The sequence below is a fragment of the Bradyrhizobium sp. 930_D9_N1_4 genome (assembly GCF_052076015.1).
GTDB lineage: Bacteria > Pseudomonadota > Alphaproteobacteria > Rhizobiales > Xanthobacteraceae > Bradyrhizobium.
In genome coordinates, this window is record NZ_CP197236.1 from 2,515,729 (window position 1) to 2,532,119 (window position 16,391).

General features: G+C 64.8%; 13 protein-coding genes. 5 read left to right on the forward strand and 8 right to left on the reverse strand.

All coding sequences use genetic code 11. The annotated features are described in order from the left end of the window. Positions 1-6: 6 nt before the first annotated feature. Positions 7-2,295 (reverse strand): transglycosylase domain-containing protein, encoded by a 2,289-nt coding sequence (locus AB7532_RS11660; RefSeq protein ID WP_441234934.1) that lies wholly within the window; start codon positions 2,293-2,295, stop codon positions 7-9. 278 nt (positions 2,296-2,573) lie between these two features. On the opposite strand from AB7532_RS11660, the gene AB7532_RS11665 reads away from it, so the two are divergent. After that, entirely contained in the window at positions 2,574-3,089 is a 516-nt protein-coding gene (locus AB7532_RS11665) for a YcgN family cysteine cluster protein (RefSeq protein ID WP_441234935.1), read from the forward strand. A gap of 151 nt (positions 3,090-3,240) precedes the next feature. Further along, on the forward strand, positions 3,241-4,824 hold the full coding sequence (locus AB7532_RS11670) for an MDR family MFS transporter (RefSeq protein WP_441234936.1): 1,584 nt from the start codon (positions 3,241-3,243) through the stop codon (positions 4,822-4,824). 2 nt (positions 4,825-4,826) lie between these two features. Here the strand turns inward: AB7532_RS11670 and AB7532_RS11675 are convergent, their stop codons facing one another. The 7 genes from AB7532_RS11675 to ku form a co-directional block, all read right to left on the reverse strand. Further along, entirely contained in the window at positions 4,827-6,470 is a 1,644-nt protein-coding gene (locus AB7532_RS11675; protein ID WP_441239248.1) for an alpha/beta hydrolase, read from the reverse strand. A gap of 78 nt (positions 6,471-6,548) precedes the next feature. Next, on the reverse strand, positions 6,549-9,020 hold the full coding sequence (locus AB7532_RS11680) for a GAF domain-containing protein (RefSeq protein ID WP_441234937.1): 2,472 nt from the start codon (positions 9,018-9,020) through the stop codon (positions 6,549-6,551). Positions 9,021-9,111: 91 nt separating this feature from the next. Continuing rightward, positions 9,112-10,767 carry a thiamine pyrophosphate-requiring protein gene (locus tag AB7532_RS11685; RefSeq protein ID WP_441239249.1) on the reverse strand — a complete coding sequence of 552 codons (1,656 nt, stop codon included), beginning with the start codon at positions 10,765-10,767 and terminating at the stop codon, positions 9,112-9,114. 799 nt (positions 10,768-11,566) lie between these two features. After that, the gene (locus tag AB7532_RS11690; RefSeq protein ID WP_441234938.1) at positions 11,567-11,731 is read right to left on the reverse strand and encodes a Flp family type IVb pilin; all 165 of its coding nucleotides are present in this window, start codon (positions 11,729-11,731) and stop codon (positions 11,567-11,569) included. 217 nt (positions 11,732-11,948) lie between these two features. Continuing rightward, a complete protein-coding gene (locus AB7532_RS11695; protein WP_441234939.1) occupies positions 11,949-12,128 on the reverse strand; it encodes a hypothetical protein in 180 nt (59 codons plus the stop codon). Between the two features lie 164 nt (positions 12,129-12,292). Then, a complete protein-coding gene (locus AB7532_RS11700) occupies positions 12,293-12,529 on the reverse strand; it encodes a hypothetical protein (RefSeq protein WP_441234940.1) in 237 nt (78 codons plus the stop codon). A gap of 58 nt (positions 12,530-12,587) precedes the next feature. Continuing rightward, positions 12,588-13,571 (reverse strand): non-homologous end joining protein Ku, encoded by a 984-nt coding sequence (gene ku / locus AB7532_RS11705; protein ID WP_441234941.1) that lies wholly within the window; start codon positions 13,569-13,571, stop codon positions 12,588-12,590. A 234-nt stretch (positions 13,572-13,805) separates the two neighbouring features. Here ku and AB7532_RS11710 point away from each other — a divergent pair, with 234 nt between their 5' ends. From AB7532_RS11710 to AB7532_RS11720, 3 genes are all read left to right on the forward strand, one after another. Continuing rightward, positions 13,806-13,961, forward strand: a complete 156-nt coding sequence (locus tag AB7532_RS11710) for a hypothetical protein (RefSeq protein ID WP_441234942.1) — start codon at positions 13,806-13,808, stop codon at positions 13,959-13,961. 246 nt (positions 13,962-14,207) lie between these two features. Continuing rightward, positions 14,208-14,882, forward strand: a complete 675-nt coding sequence (locus AB7532_RS11715; protein ID WP_014496705.1) for a response regulator transcription factor — start codon at positions 14,208-14,210, stop codon at positions 14,880-14,882. Between the two features lie 103 nt (positions 14,883-14,985). Continuing rightward, entirely contained in the window at positions 14,986-16,362 is a 1,377-nt protein-coding gene (locus AB7532_RS11720; protein ID WP_441234943.1) for an ATP-binding protein, read from the forward strand. Positions 16,363-16,391 lie beyond the last annotated feature (29 nt).

Consider the following 16,391-nt stretch of genomic DNA (forward strand, 5'->3'; position numbering starts at 1 on the left):
ATCTTGTCAGTTCTTGCGCGGGGTGGATGAGTTCGCATTGTCTTCCGCCGCATAGTTCTGCGGGAAGGCGAGCGCGCTGGTGGCCGAGGCTGGCCTCGCGTTCTTGCCGTCGTCGGCCGCCGCCTTGGTCGCGGTCCTGGCGGCGTCATCGAGCAGCTTCTCGACGCGCACCAGAACGTCGGCGCCGCGCTTGGTCAGCACGGGCGGCGGGCCGGGCTTGGTCTCCAGCACTTTGGGTGCCGCATTCGCCTGCGCGGCCAGCGGCTCGCGCGGCAGCTTCTGGCCCATGCCGATGCCGGGAATTTCCCGGACCTCGATGCCCTGATGCGCAGCCAGCATGATGTCGTGCCAGGTCTGCGCCGGCAGCGAGCCGCCGGTCATGCGGTTGGTCGGCGAATAATCGTCGTTGCCGTACCAGACCGCGCAGCTGAAATTGCCGGTGTAGCCGACGAACCAGGCGTCGCGATACGCATTGGTCGTGCCGGTTTTGCCCGCGGTCGGAATGCCGTCGAGCGCCGCGCGGCGCGCGGTGCCTTCGCTGACGACGTGGCTCATCATGCCCGCCATGTCGGCGGCCACGGAGGCGGGGATGGCCTGCTTCGGCTTCGGACCGTCGCGATCCCAGCGCCAGACCGGATCGCCGGCGCCGGTGCGCACTTCCAGCACCGAATGCGGCGTGACGGACTTGCCCCTGTTCGGGAAGGTCACGTAGGCCACCGCATGCTCGAGCACGGTGACTTCGTCCGAGCCGATCGGCATCGACGGCGTGTCGGGCAGCGGCGCCTTGAGGCCGAAGCGGCGCGCGACCTCGACGATCTTGGCGCGGCCGACCTTGGCCGGGTTCTGCGCCTTGGGCTCGTTCTTCTGGCCGATCGCGATCGACAGCTTCACCGGCACGACGTTGATCGAGCGCGTGATCGCCTGCGTCAGCGTCACCGCGCCGGAATAGGAATGGCCATAGTTCTGCGGACACCAATTGCCGATGCAGACCGGGCCGTCGACCACGATCGAGTTCGGCGTGAAGCCGTTCAGGAGCGCCGTGGTGTAGACGTAAGGCTTGAACGACGAGCCGGGCTGGCGGTAGGCGTCGGAGGCGCGGTTGAACTGGCTCGCGCCGTAGTCGCGGCCGCCGACCATGGCGCGGATGCCGCCGTCGAGATCGGAGACGACGGTTGCGGCCTGTGTCGCGTGATAGTCGCGGCCGAACTGGCGCAGCTGGTTCTCGATCGCGTCTTCCGCGGCCTTCTGCACGTTGGTGTCGATCGCGAGCCGCACCACGAAGACGCGCTCGGTGTAGGATTTCGGGAAGGTGTCGACCAGCTTGCGCATCTCGTCGAAGGCATAGTCGAGATAGTAGTTCGGCGACGCCTCGTAGCGGCGGTCGACCGCGAAGGCCGGGTTGCGGCGGGCGCCGAACACCTGGCCCTCGGTCATGAAGCCGGCATCGACGAGGTTGTCGAGCACGACGTTGGCGCGGGCGCGGGCGGCGGGCAGGTTGATGTGGGGCGCGTATTTGGTCGGCGCCTTGAACAGGCCGGCGAGCATCGCCGCTTCCGACAGCGTCACGTCGCGCGCCGACTTGTTGAAATAGAAGTGGGCTGCGCCGTCGACGCCGAAGGTGCCGCCGCCCATATAGGCGCGGTCGAGATAAAGCTTGAGGATCTCGTTCTTGGTCAGGCGCCATTCCAGCCAGACCGCGAGGAAAGCCTCGTTGACCTTGCGCTCGATGGTGCGCTCGTTGCTCAGGAACAGGTTCTTGGCGAGCTGCTGCGTGATCGAGGAGCCGCCCTGGCGGACGCCGCCGGCTTGCGCGTTGGTGACGAGCGCGCGCGCGGTGCCGGCGATGTCGATGCCGAAATGCTCATAGAAGCGGCGGTCTTCGGTCGCCAGCGTCGCCTTGATCAGGACGTCCGGAAAATCTTCCAGCGGGATCGAGTCGTTGTGCTTGATGCCGCGGCTGCCGATCGGATTGCCGTAGCGGTCGAGGAAGGACACCGCCAGATCCGACTTCTTCAGCCAGTCCTCGTCCGCGGTCTCGCGGAAGGCGGGAATGGCGAGCGTCAGCATCACGACCAGGCCGCCGAGGCCCAGCGTCGCGGCTTCCGACAGCGGCTCGATGAACACCCAGCGCTTCCAGCGGCCGACATAGAACCGGTCCATGAAGGTCGAATAGCGCTCGTAGAGCTCGCGGATGCCCTTGGCCGAGGAGAACAGCGAGGAATCAATGCGCGCGTCGAGGTCCAGAAAGAAATTCCGGACACGGCTCTTCCAGTTGGATGGTGTGTTCTGGACCACCTGGAACCCTTGAGGCTCGGTTCAGCGTTCAAGCACCCGCCGGGGCGGCACCGAGACGTCTTGCGGGAATGTTACGGCAAACCCAAGGCGCCGGTTTCGCGTCCGTGGGGACTTGCTGTTTCTTCTAGCCGAGCAGGGCCTATAAACCAATGGCCAGGCTTGGGATTTTGAACAACAGGCCTAATTGACCCCGGTTCATTACGGGGCTCACAAGGGCGTTGCTTGCGGCGCCATGGCTCCGCGCCCTAGATGGCACTTTCGAACCTTTGTTGAGGCGCATGACCGCAGCTCCCAAACGACCTTCAGGCCAGGAAGGATTCTTCTGGAAAACCAAGACGTTGGAAGAGCTGTCGGCGGCCGAATGGGAAAGCCTGTGCGACGGCTGCGGTCGCTGCTGCCTGAACAAGCTCGAGGAGGAGGATACCGGCGAGATCTATTTCACCCATGTCGGCTGCAAGCTGCTCGATGCCGGGACCTGCGGCTGCAAGGACTACCCGAATCGGTCCGCCAAGGTTCCCGACTGCGTCCGCCTGACCCCTGCCAATGTCCGCACCCTGAACTGGCTGCCGCCGAGCTGTGGCTACAAGCTCGTGGCCGAGGGCCGCGACCTCTATTGGTGGCATCCGCTAGTCTCCGGCGATCCCGACACCGTTCATGACGCCGGCGTCTCCGTGCGCGGCCGGGTCGAGGGCAGCGAGGAGGAGATCCCGGACGACGAGCTTGAGGACCACATCGTGCAATGGCCGGCATTGCTGCCGAAACGGGCACGCCTGAAGCGACGTCCGAAGGACTGAGCTGCCGATTCCGATCACGTCTGCGGGATGACCCGGCGATGGGATGCACCCATGCGTCGCGGTGCCTGCCTGAGAAGAACTTTCCTCTCTACATTGCCTGCATAGAACGAATCCTTCGCGGCGTTGTGCCGCCTCACGGCTTCCGATCGAGATGAACAAGTTCGACCGGCAGAGCAGTTCTGCCGACACCCAAGTGTTGCCTGACGATATCGCCGAAGAGCTGTCCCGCCTTCCCAGCGAGGTCTTGAGCGTCGATGACGCGCCCTCGCTCGCACCGCCGGCGCCGCTCTCTCAGGATGAAGTCCGCACCATCGTCATCAGCCTGATGCTGACGATGTTCCTGGCGGCCCTCGACCAGACCATCGTCGCCACCGCGCTGCCGACCATCGGACGCCAGTTCAACGACGTCTCCAATCTCTCCTGGGTCATCACCGCCTATCTGCTCGCTTCGACCGCGGTTGCGCCGGTGTTCGGCACGCTCAGCGACATCTACGGCCGCAAGGCCATGATCATCACTTCGCTCAGCCTGTTCGTCGCGGGCTCGATCCTGTGCGCGATCGCGCCGAACATGCCGATGCTGATCCTGGCGCGCGGCCTTCAGGGTCTCGGCGGCGGCGGCATCATGCCTGTCGTGCAGACCGTGATCTCCGACGTCGTCTCGCCGCGCGAGCGCGGCCAGTACCAAGCCTATTTCTCCAGCGTCTGGATGGTCGGCGGCATCTTGGGGCCCGTCATCGGCGGCGTGTTCGCCGAGCATCTGCACTGGTCGATGATCTTCTGGATCAATCTGCCGCTCGCGGCCGCGGCCATCGTGATGCTGCTGCCGAAGATGAAGAAGATCCCGGTGTTCCACCGCAAGCGCAAGGTGGACTGGTTCGGCGGCGTGCTGCTGATGGCCTCCGCCGTGGTGTTCATGCTGGTGCTGACCTGGGGCGGCACGCGCTTCCCGTGGCTCTCGCCGACCGTGCTGTCGATGGTGGGCGGCGCCGTCGCGCTCGCGGTCACCTTCGTCTGGCACGCACGCCGCGCCGACGAGCCGTTCCTGCCGTTGAAGATGCTGACGGGAAAGGTTGCGCCGTTCGCGATGACGGCCGGTGGCTGCGGCTTAGGTGCGATCACCGGCCTCACCGTCCAGCTCCCGCTTTATTACGAGTCCGTCTATCATCTCAGCGCCAGCGAGGCCGGCCTTGCGCTGATCCCGCTCGCGGCGGTCTCGACCGTCGGCGCGGCCGTGGCCGGCCGCACCATGGCGCGGGCCAAGCACTACAAGCGCGTCGCGATCATCGGCACGTCCTGGGCTGCGTTCTGCGGCCTCGGCCTGACGCTGACGACGTTGCCGCTGTGGGGCCTGCTGACCTTGATGGCCGCGTTCGCGCTGGGTCTCGGCACGACCTTCCCGGTCTGCGTGGTCTCGCTGCAGAATTCGGTGGCGCGTCCGCAGGTCGGTACGATTACCGGCGCGATGAACTTCTTTCGCTCGCTGATGTCCTCGTTCACGGTCGCGGCCTTCGCGGCGATCCTGCTGATCGCGCTCGGCACCGACGTTCCGCTCGCCGGCGAGCATCACGTCGCGGGCGCCATCGCAATTCCCGCCGACGACATGCGGCACGCCTTCCGTTACGTCTTCGGCGCTGCGACTGCGCTGATGACCACCGCCGCACTCTGCCTGATCATGATGGAGGAGCGGCCGCTAGCCGGTCCCACCGTCACGCAGCAGGTGGAGATGGCGGAGTAGGGTTAGCCGCCGCGATCGGGATCGTCATCGGCATGATCTACGCTCGTCTGTCGCGCTTTCGCCGCAAGCTGTTCCTTGAGCTTCGCTATCGCGTCCGCGGACCAGTCACGGACATCAGTGACCGCGACCCAGGCATCGACGTAATGCTCGGGCGCGTAGACATGGCCATAACCCATCGGTGTGTTGGTCGCGACCGCCATGTCGAGGGCGAGCTGGAGCATGGTCACGACGGGATACCAGCGCAGCTCCGGTGACACATCGGGCCCGCGCGGCGCATTCATCCACGCCGGTGCCTGATAGGCGTCGCGGTAGGCGAAGAACGTGATCGCGTCGCTGGAATATTGCAGATAGACGACGCGCATCGGACCCCATGGCGCATCCGCCGGCACTGTCGGTCCATTCTGGTTCATGAAGCGCACGAAGCGGCCGTCTCGGAATTCCGGCAGCCACTCGGGTGTGCCTGGATTGCGGTTCGCGGTGATCGAACGCCAGATGCGGCTCTCGAACGGGGCTCCGCTCCAAAGCGCGCCTGCAATGGGATCACCGATCGTCTCGAACAGCTCTGCGGATTTCTCCGAGTTCATCGCGCCGAGGCTGAGCCCGTGCAGATAAAGCTTCGGCCGCTTGTCTTTCGGCAGCGTCGTCCAATAGCCGTAGATTTCCGCGAACAGCGCACGCGATGCCTCGGCACCGTATTCCGGCTGAAACAGCAGCGACAGCGGGCTGTTGAGATACGAATACTGCATCGCGATGCTCGCGACGTCGCCGTGGTGAAGATATTCGACCGTGTCCATTGCCGACGGATCGATCCAGCCGGTGCCGGTCGGCGTGATCACGACGAGAATCCTCCGCTCGAACCCGTGCTGCCGCTTGAGCTCCTCGAGCGCGAGCCTGGCGCGCGCCTGTGCCGTGTCGCGACTACCGAGGCCCACATAGACCCGCACGGGATTTTGCGCAGGCTTTCCCGTAACGGCGCTGATCTCCGTCGCGGTGGGACCGGAGGCAACGAACCGGCGCCCCATGCGTCCGAGCTCTTTCCACTTCACCAGCGATGCAGAGCTTCCTGTCCGCTCAGCGCCGGCCGGTTGCGGCCGCTCGGGCTCTTGCAAGGCGTCGAGTTCGCGGAAGGAGGAGTCGAGCGCGTTGAACGCGGTGTTGATCAGGACGTTGCTGGCGATCGACCAGAACAGCAATGCCGCAACGAGCACGCCGAGGACATTCGCGAGCTTTCGCGGAATGATGCGCCCTTTGCGCCCGGCGAGGAAACGCGAGACGAGGACAAACAGTCGTCCCAGCACTAGCAGCACTACGAATGTAAGCAGGGCAATGGCACAGACCTTGAGCGGATGCGCGGTCTCGACCGGCGCCATCTTCATCACGGTGCGGATCGAGTTCTGCCATTCGGCAGTCCGCCCGAGAGCGATGATGACGACGAGCAGGCAGCCGGCTGCCGCCAGCGCATTCGCCATCGATCTCGCTCGCGGCGACGGCTCCGGAAGTTCGAGATAGTGCCACAGCCGGCGCCACAGAACGCCCGTGAGGTAGCCGATCGCGAAGCAACCGCCGGCAAGCGCGCCCTGGGTGAGATAGCTGCGCGGGATCAGGGTCGGGGTCAGGGCTGCTGCGAAGAACAGCGCGCCCAGCATGAGGCCAATGCCGGACAGTGAGAGGAGTTGTCGCCGAATGAACCACGCGAGTCTCTTCAAGGCATCCTCCGTCCGACGCTATCCCTTGCCGCTCTCCACAAAGCTGCTCTTCCGTGGCAACAGGATCGTGAATTCCGTGAACGTGCCCGGCCCGGTCGTGACGTCGATCGTGCCGCCGTGCTGCTTCACCACGATGTCGTGGCTCATCGACAATCCCAGGCCGGTGCCTTCGCCGGCCGGCTTGGTGGTGAAGAACGGATTGAACATTTTTGCCTTCACGTCATCGGGAATGCCGGTGCCGTTGTCGCGGATGCGGATCTCGATGGTGTCGCCGCGGTCGCGGGTCGTGGCGGTCACCACCGGCTCGTAACCGGGCTCCGGCTTGCGTTTGCCGACCGCGTAAAACCCGTTCGAGATCAGGTTCAAGAGCACCCGCGTGATCTCCTGCGGAAACAATTCGGCGGAACCTGCGGCCGGATCGAATTCGCGCTTCAGCGTCACGTCGAACAGCGGCTTCTCGGCGCGGGCGCCGTGATAGGCGAGGTTGAGGCTTTCCTCGACCAGCGCGTTGATGTCGCTCGCCCGATGCTCGCCGCCGCCCTCGCGCGAATGCAGCAGCATGTTCTTGACGATGGAGTCGGCGCGCTTGCCGTGCTGCACGACCTTTTCAAGATTGTCTTTCAGAAGTCCCGTCAGCTCGTCGACCTCCGTGCGTAGATCGTCGGCGAGCGCAACAGGCGCGAGAACCTCGTTCAGCTCGTCCGTCAGTTCGGCGGAGAGCGCGGCAAAATTATTGACGAAGTTGAGCGGGTTCTTGATCTCATGCGCGATGCCGGCGGTGAGCTGGCCGAGCGAGGCCAGCTTCTCGGTCTGGATCAGCCGGTCCTGCGCCGCGCGCAAATCGTCGAGCGATTTGGCGAGCTCCCTGGTGCGGTCCTGCACTTCGTTGAACAGGCGCGTGTTCTCGATCGCAATCACGGCCTGGTCGGCGAAGGTCTTGAGCAGGCTGATCGCCTTCTCAGGGAAGGGGCCCGCCTCCGGGCGCGTCACGCCGATGGTGCCGATCGCGACGCCGTCGCGCAGCATCGGGATCACGAGGATGCTGCGGTAGCCGCGGGTCCGCGCCAGCTCCCGCATGGCCTCGGTCAGGTCAGGCTCGTTCTGCATGTCGCTGCGGAAAGCGAATGCGCCGCTGTTCGCCACCCGGCTGTGAATGCCGGATGCCGCGAGCGGTGCGGGAAACGAGCTCAGCAGCTCCGCATTGCCTGCTTCGTTGTCGGTGGTGAAGGCCGCCAGATGCAGCATGCCGTCGATGACGCGGGTCACGGTGGAGGAGTGCCCGCCGACAAGGGCCTTGGCACTGTCGGAGATCGCCTGGAACACCGGCGTGACATCCGCGGGCGAGGCCGCTATCACCTTGAGGATGTCGGCGGTCGCGGTCTGCCGCTCCAGCGCTTCCCTGGTGGCGTTGAACAGGCTGACATTCTTGATCGCGATCACGGCCTGGTCTGCGAAAGTCTGCAGCAGCCGCACATGATGTTCGCCGAAATTGCCGGTCGCGCGTCGCGTGGCGATGATGACGCCGATGGCTTCGCCTTCGCTCATCAAGGGCGTAAACAGCATGCTGCGAAAGCCGCGGGCGCGCGCGATGTCGCGTGCGGCCGGCTCGAGCTCGGTGTCGGGCAGCTGCGCCGCTGCGCCATTGGCCACGAGCTGATAGGCCGGGAATTGCGCGAACGGCACGGGGAAGGAATCCTGCAGCACGCGATCGCCGGCGGGATCTCCCGGCGTGAAGGCGGCAAGATGCGCCGCGCCGTCGATATAGCGCAGCACCGCGGTGGAGAAGCCGCCGATCAGCCGGTTGGCGTTGGCGGCGATGGCGTCGAACACGGGTTGCACGTCGGAGGGGGAGGCCGCCATCACCTTCAGGATGTCGGCCGTCGCGGTCTGCCGCTCCAGCGTCTCCCTGGTCTCGTTGAACAGCCGCGCGTTCTCGATCGCGATCACGGCCTGGTCTGCGAAGGTCTGGAGCAGCTCCACGAGATCGGGCGCGAACGCGCCGGGCTCGGCGCGCGTGACGCTGATCATGCCAACCGCGGCGCCCCGGTTCATCAGCGGCATGAACAGCACGCTGCGGAAGCCGCGCAGCCGCGCCAGGTTCCGGTTCAGCTCGGGGACACCGGCGGCTTCGCTGTCGGGAAACTGGATCGTCTCGCCGCCGCGAACCAGCGCAAAGGTCGGAAAGTCCTCGATCCGCCGCGGGAACGAGGACTTGAGCCCTTCGTCGGCTTCCGGGCTCGTCGGCGTGAACGCCACGAGATGCAATTCGTCGCCGATGAACTGGAGCACGGTCGCGGAGAAGCCGCCGAGCAGGCGTTTTGAGCTTGACGCGATCGCAGCGAACACCGGCCGGGTATCGGACGGGGATGCCGCGATGTTGCGCAAAATCTCGGCGCTGGCGTTTTGCCGGTCGCGCAGCCGCGCGTTCTCGGCTGCGGCCGACTGCAATTGCCGCTTGAGCTCCTCGATGTCGTTGGAAGGGGTGGTCATTCGCAATCCGGCTTGATGCCGCGTGCGCGGCACCGCGCCGGATTATCACATCTCCTGCGGCCGGAGCCAGCGCCCACGCCTCGTGGCGACCTCAGGTGCCCGGCCGCGACACCTCGGTTTCCTTGCTGGTGATGAACTCAAGCAGCACCGGAATGCCTTCCTGCGTCTTCTGGATGCCGCGCCTGATCGCGGGGATGATGTCATCGGGCCTGGTCACCCGCTCGCCATAGCCGCCGAAGGCGCGCGCCATCGCGGCATAGTCGCCGGAGATGTCGGTCGAGCGATATTTCTCGGTCGAGATCGGCATCACCTTCAATTCGATCGCCATCGAGAAATTGTTCAGCAGGATCGACATGATCGGAATGCGCTCGCGCACCGCGGTCTCGAAATCCATGCCGGTGAAACCAATCGCCGCATCGCCCCAGACATTGATGCAGAGCTTGTCGGGTTTTGCGAGCTTGGCACCCATCGCAAGACCCAGACCGTAGCCAAGCTGCGTCGTCTTGCCCCAGCCGAGATAGGTGAGGGGCTCGACCGATTTCCAGAACGGCGAGAGCTGGTCGCGCGGGCTGCCGGCATCGTGCGTGATGATGGTGTTGCGGATGTCGACGGTATGCTGCAAATCCCACAGCACGCGATAGGGGCTGAGCGGCGCATCGTTGCTGGTGAGCTTCGGCATCCATTTCGCCAGCCACTCCTTGTGCGAGGCCGCGATCTCGGCAGCGACGCTGGCGGCGTCGCGATCCTTCGTGACCGTCTTGCCGATCTCCTCCAGCAGCGCATCGAGCACGAGGCCGGCATCGCCGACGAGGCCGATCTTCGCCTCGACGTCCTTGTTGAGATGGTTCGGGTCGAGCGTCGAATGGATGATCGTCTTGCCCTTCGGCATCGCAATGCCGAAATTGGTCTCCGTGAAGGAGCAGCCGATGCCGAAGATGACGTCGGCTTCGGCGAGGAACTTTGGCACCGCGCGCGGCACCGCGAGGCCGCCGGAGCCGAGCGAGAGCGGATGCGTCTCCGGGAACGACGATTTGCCCCCTAAGCTGGTGGTGACGGGAATGGCGAGCCGTTCGGCCAGCCGCTTCAGCTGCGGCCAGGCCTGCGCGTAATGCACGCCCTGGCCGGCATAGATCACCGGCCGTTTTGCATTCACGAGCAGGGCGGCGGCCTCCTTCACATGCACGGGGTCGGCGCCGTAGCGCGTGCGCAGCACCGGCGTGTAGTTCAGCGGCTCCGGCACCTCCTCGTTCCACATGTCGGCGGGGATCTCGACGATCACAGGGCCGCCGCGGCCGTTCTTCAATTTCGTGAAGGCCCGGCGGAAGATGTTGGTGACTTCAGCCGCCAGAATGATCGGCTCGGACGATTTCGAGAACGGTTTCATCGCCTCGCTGGAATTGAAGTTCGGTTCGATATGCGCAAGCCTGCGCTGATAGCCCATGGGCAAGACCAGCACGGGAACGGATTCGCCGTAGCATTGCGCGACACCGCCCATCGCGTTCTCCGCGCCGGGCCCATGCTGCATGCAGAACGCGCCGATCGTGCGCCCCGACGTCACCCGCGAGATCGCATCCGCCATGTGCACGCCGACGCGCTCCTGCCGCACCATCACGGGCCGGATCTCGGCCTTCGCCGCGTGCTCGATCAGATGGTTGACGGGATAACCGCAGAGGATCTCGATCCCCTCGCGCTTCATGATTTCCGCGATGGCGGTGCCGAGCTTCATGGCGTCTCTCTCCCAGGGCAGGCCGGTTGGTCCGGCGTTGGGGAGAGAGGATCAGGAAATCGGGAGACGGTAAAGCGCGCGCGGACGACAGTCAGCTATGCAGCGAGCCGCCGTAGCCCGGATTTCGCTGCGCTCCATCTGGGCTACTAAATTTCCTATTTGCAGTTCTTGCAGATCGTCAGCTTCCGTTTCAACGCCTCGTCTTCCTGATCGAGGCCATTGGTATCCGGATTGGACCTCGAGCCACCTGCTGCGCGCGATCTCGCGGGCGGCGTTGCCTGACTTGGGGAGGGGCTGTCGTCGACGGCGCTGAAGCCATCATAGTCGGCAGCCGGATTTGGTGCCTGCGGAAGCCCGCCGATCACGGGTGGCGAAATCTCTCTGCTTGGCGCAGCCGGTGGCGTTCTGGAATTTTTGGCACTCGCGCGGGACGGTGAGGCATCAGGCGGCGCAAGCGAAACCGGCGGCGTGGCCGAAGTCTGTCCTCTCGCGCTGTCATGCGACCAGACGCCGGCCATCACGAGGCAGAGTGCCAGGCGCGTCACGCGTCTCATCCGCATCCTTCAGACAGCCGGTTCATCAGTTGACGGTATGGCTCATCGACCACGGCATGCTGAAGACTATCAGGACTGACGGGGTCGTCAAAGTTAACCTGAACGGGAAACGCGGAAGCCCGAAGCAATCCAGAGTCCCTCTGCGGAGGGATTCTGGATTGCTTCGGCTCGCTCGTAATTTCGGGGAGAGAGCATGGCCACGAGGCGGCTCGAAGCCACGCCGTCGTCAGCGTGTCTCGGACGTCGCCTCGAGCCAGGACGGATCGTTACTTCAGCGACGAGCTGATCGAGTTGAACTTGGTGTTGAGGAGCTGGCTGCCGGTGTTGTTCACGACGGTCACGATGGCCAGTGCGATGCCGGCGGCGATCAGGCCGTATTCGATGGCGGTGGCGCCGGTCTCATCGGCAAGGAAAGACTTAAGCAAACGCATTGCCAACTCCTGTTCATCCGATCCAATGTATGGCGTGTCGTTTTCGGACTCGTAAATCGATCGAATCAATTTTTCCGCGCGACAGAAGAAAGAAGCCCGTGCGGTCGCGCCTTCGTCACATACGATGGCATTCATTAAATTAAGGTTCCATCGATCTGTCCAACTGGATTCAAATCGAACGGCTCTCGCAAGGAGATGCGATTGCGCGGTGTTCTCGTCAGGGCGTGATGGTCGGACCCTGCGTGCCGGGGAGGCGGCGCTTCAGCACGGCTGCGAGGCGGCCGAACAGGTCCTTCATCGTGCCCGGCTGCGGCTGCGGCGCCGTGTCCGCCGCCTGCTCGTTCTCAGGCGCGTCGTTCACGATGCTGATGTAGTTCTTTCTGACGTCCTGCTGCACGGGGGCACGTGAACCTTGGCTCAATCGGAGCCGGGACCATGCTTCGCGCAGGGGGAACCAACGGTTAATTTTGTCTCCCGTAGGAATACCCTGTGGCACCGCAAACGAGCGTGCCGCTTAACGGTTTGTTGAGCCTGTTCGCGAGGGAGCGCCGACCATGTCGCTCATCCGCCGCGGCTGTCCGCATTTAGCGCCCGCAACATCGCGATGCGGGCGAACATCACCCAGCCGCCGCCTGTCTCGGCTGCGTTGATCAAGGTCTCGATCGCAGTCTGCCAGTGCGCGTCGTGCTGCGCGTCCTCGGGCAGCTGCATGATGTAGTCGGCCGCCTGCTGAAGCGTGAGCAGCTTGCGCTTGCCGTCCACGCGCACGGGATCGTCGAACGAATTCGACCAGGGCATGTCAGGCCGGCCGTGAGGCGAGGGGGGACATCACGGTGCGATGGCAGTGTTGCTGCGTCTATCCGGCCTTCTTCGTCCGCGCAGTCGCGCGAACCGGCTTGTCGGCCGCCTTCTTCGGAGCGGGCACAGCCTTCGCCGCTGCGCCGCCCTTGCCTGATATGGGCAACAGCATCTCGCGCTGGCCCTCGACGCGCTTCTTCGGCTTCTTGCCCTTGGCAGTCTGCTTGACGTCTTCCCGGGCGACCTTCGCCGCGGGGGCGTCCTTCTCGCCGGCGAGGCTCTTCTTCAGCGCGTCCATCAGGTTGATGACGTTGCCGCCGGTCTTCGGCGTCGCCTTGGCTGCGATCGGCGCACCCGAGCGCTTCTTGTTGATGAGATCGATCAGCGCGGTCTCGTAATGATCCTCGAACAGCTCGGGCTCGAACGCGCCGGACTTCTTTTCGACGATGTGCCTGGCGAGGTCGAGCATGTCCTTCGTCAGCTTCACGTCCTGGATATCGTCGAAATATTCCTTCTCGCCGCGGACCTCGTAGGGATAGCGCAGTAGCGTGCCCATCAGCCCGCTCTCGAGCGGCTCCAGCGCGATGATGTGCTCGCGGTTGGTCAGCACCACGCGGCCGATCGCGACCTTGTCCATGCTGCGGATGGTCTCGCGGATCACCGCAAAGGCGTCGTGGCCGACCTTGCCGTCCGGCACGAGGTAATAGGGGCGGATCAGATAGCGGCTGTCGATATCGGTCTTCGGCACGAACTCGTCGATCTCGATCGTGTGCGTGGAGTCGAGCGCGATGTCGTCGAGCTCGTCCTTGGTGACCTCGATGTAGGTGTCGGTGTCGACCTTGTAGCCCTTGACGATGTCCTCGGAGGTGACCTCGTCACCGGTCTCGGCATCGACCTTGAGATATTTGATGCGGTGGCCGGTCTTGCGGTTGATCTGGTTGAACGAGACCTTCTCGGCATCCGACGTGGCCGGATACAGCGCGACCGGGCAGGTCACGAGCGACAGACGCAGAAAACCCTTCCAATTGGCGCGGGGGGCCATGGGCTACTCCAAACGCAACGGGGACAGACTTATGAGGATACCATCGGGGAACACCGAATCATACTCGGCGGGTTGCGGAATCTTGCAACTGCGTTAACCGGCCGCCGTGCCCGTGGTTGCCACAGGCCACCGGCAAAAAGTCGGAACATCGTATCTGATCACGCGTTGCCACGGGACATCACGCCGCGAGGAGGTCTCGGCCATCCGACGCGACATCCAGAGATTGAGGTCACCATGGCAACCACGCGAGACCAACATCAGATCGTCGAGACTGCGACCGAGGCGCGCCAGGGCGAACCCGGGCCTTCGGTGCTGGCGCTGCTTGCCATCTCGACCGGACTTGCGATCCTGATCCTGGCCGTCATCTGGTTTGTGTTCTTCCGGACCTGACCGGCCGAATTGACGGGAAGGGCGGACCTTCCGATTAGCCGCGTTAAGCGGCACATTGCGCCCGCTACGCCACCGGCTCGTCCGGTGGCTTGGCGGGCGCAGTCGCGTTGGTTGCGAACCCGCCGTATAAGACCAAACCGTATATGACCAAAAAGTAACGCAGGCAGTTCCCCGCGTTCATACTCAGTTCACGCCGGAATTGCTCATCTGGCGCGGTGTTCATGCGGCCTATGTCTGGAGAGAAGCGTGCGCCTGCTCGTTGTTGAGGACGACCCCGATCTCAATCGCCAGCTCACCAAGGCATTGACCGACGCCGGTTACGTCGTCGATCGCGCCTTCGACGGCGAGGAGGGACACTATCTCGGCGACAACGAGCCGTACGATGCCGTCGTGCTCGACATCGGCCTGCCGAAGAAGGACGGCATCTCGGTGCTGGAGGCCTGGCGCCGCAACGGCCGGACCATGCCGGTCCTGATCCTCACCGCGCGCGACCGCTGGAGCGACAAGGTCCAGGGCTTCGATGCCGGCGCCGACGATTATGTCCCGAAGCCGTTCCATCTGGAGGAGGTGCTGGCGCGTATTCGCGCCCTGCTGCGCCGCTCCACCGGCCACGCCCAGAGCGAGCTCTCCTGTGGCCCGGTCACGCTCGACACAAGGACCGGCCGGGTCAGCGTCTCCGGCAATCCGGTCAAGATGACCTCGCACGAATATCGGCTTCTGGCCTACCTGATGCACCATTCGGGGCGCGTCGTGTCCCGCACCGAGCTGGTCGAGCATCTCTACGACCAGGACTTCGACCGCGACTCCAACACGATCGAGGTTTTCGTCGGCCGCATCCGCAAGAAGCTCGACGTGGACATCATCCAGACCGTCCGCGGGCTCGGCTACCTCCTGACCCCGCCGCCCGCACCGGGCGCTTGAGGCCGCAGGTCTCCGATCTTGGCTTGACGGGCGGCCGAACAGGGGCCTTGGTCCGGTGATGACGTCCGACGCCCTGCCACCCCGCGCCTCCGGGATCATTCCGATGCCCGCCAGCTCGCTTGCCAACCGCCTGTTCCTGTCGGCGACGGCGTGGCTCGTGGTGATCCTGGCCATCACCGGCGTGGTGCTGTCATCGGTCTACAAGAACGCCACCGAGCGCGCCTTTGACCGCCGGCTCAATCTCTATCTGCGCACCCTCATCGCCGAGGTCGCGACCCCCGACGAGCCGCCGGACCGCCAGTTCCAGTCGCTGGGCGAGCCGCTGTTCGATCTGCCGCTGTCGGGCTGGTACTGGCAGATCACCCGCACCGACACCGAGAAGCCGGAGGTGCGCTCCTCGCGCTCGCTCTGGGACAAGAAGCTGCCGAAACTGGAGGAGCAGGGCACCGAGCTTACCGCCGCCGGCATTCGCCTCGCCTATGTCGACGGGCCCGAGGGCCAGAATTTGCGCATGGTCGAGCGCCCGGTCGATCTCGGTGCGGACGGCAAATACCTCGTCAGCGTCGCCGGTGACGACACCGAAATCTTCGACGAGACGCGCAGCTTCGACTATTACCTCGGCGGCACCTTCACGGCGCTGGGCATCGTGCTGCTGCTGACCACGGTGTTCCAGGTCCGCTTCGGCCTCGCGCCGCTCAAGCGCATCTCGGAATCCATCGCCGACATCCGCTCCGGGCGGGCGGAGCGGCTCGAGGGCGAATTCCCGGTCGAGATCGCGCCGCTGGCGCGCGAGACCAACGCGCTGATCGATGCCAACCGCGAGATCGTCGAGCGCGCGCGCACCCATGTCGGCAATCTTGCGCACGCGATCAAGACGCCGCTCTCGGTGATCGTGAACGAGGCCGGCAGCCACGCCACCGAGCCGTTCGCCGCCAAGGTGATGGAGCAGGCGGACGTGATGCGCGACCAGCTCGCCCATCATCTGGAGCGCGCGCGCATCGCGGCGCGGGTCTCGATCGTCGCGACCGTCACGGAGGTTGCGCCCGTCATCGAGGCGCTGCGGCGGACCATGGAGAAGATCCACCGCGACCGCGGCATCGTGGTCGAGGCGGTGGCCGACCCGTCGGCGAAATTTCGCGGCGAGCGGCAGGATCTGGAGGAGATGGTCGGCAATCTCGTCGACAATGCCTGCAAATGGGCGGCCTCGAAGGTCTTCATCGAGGTTTTGGCGGAGGCACCGGCCCAGGCTGGCGCCGGTCCGCGGCTGCGGATCATCGTCGATGACGACGGCCGCGGCCTGTCGGAGGCCGAGCGTGCCCAGGTCTCGCGGCGTGGTCAACGGCTCGACGAGTCCAAGCCGGGCTCGGGGCTCGGCCTGTCCATCGTCACCGACCTCGCCGCGCTCTATGGCGGCAGCCTTTCGCTCAGCGGCGCGCCGACCGGGGGACTGCGGACCGAGCTGGTCCTCCCCGGAATATAATCCTTTGTTCCGACGCGGTTATTTCGCCC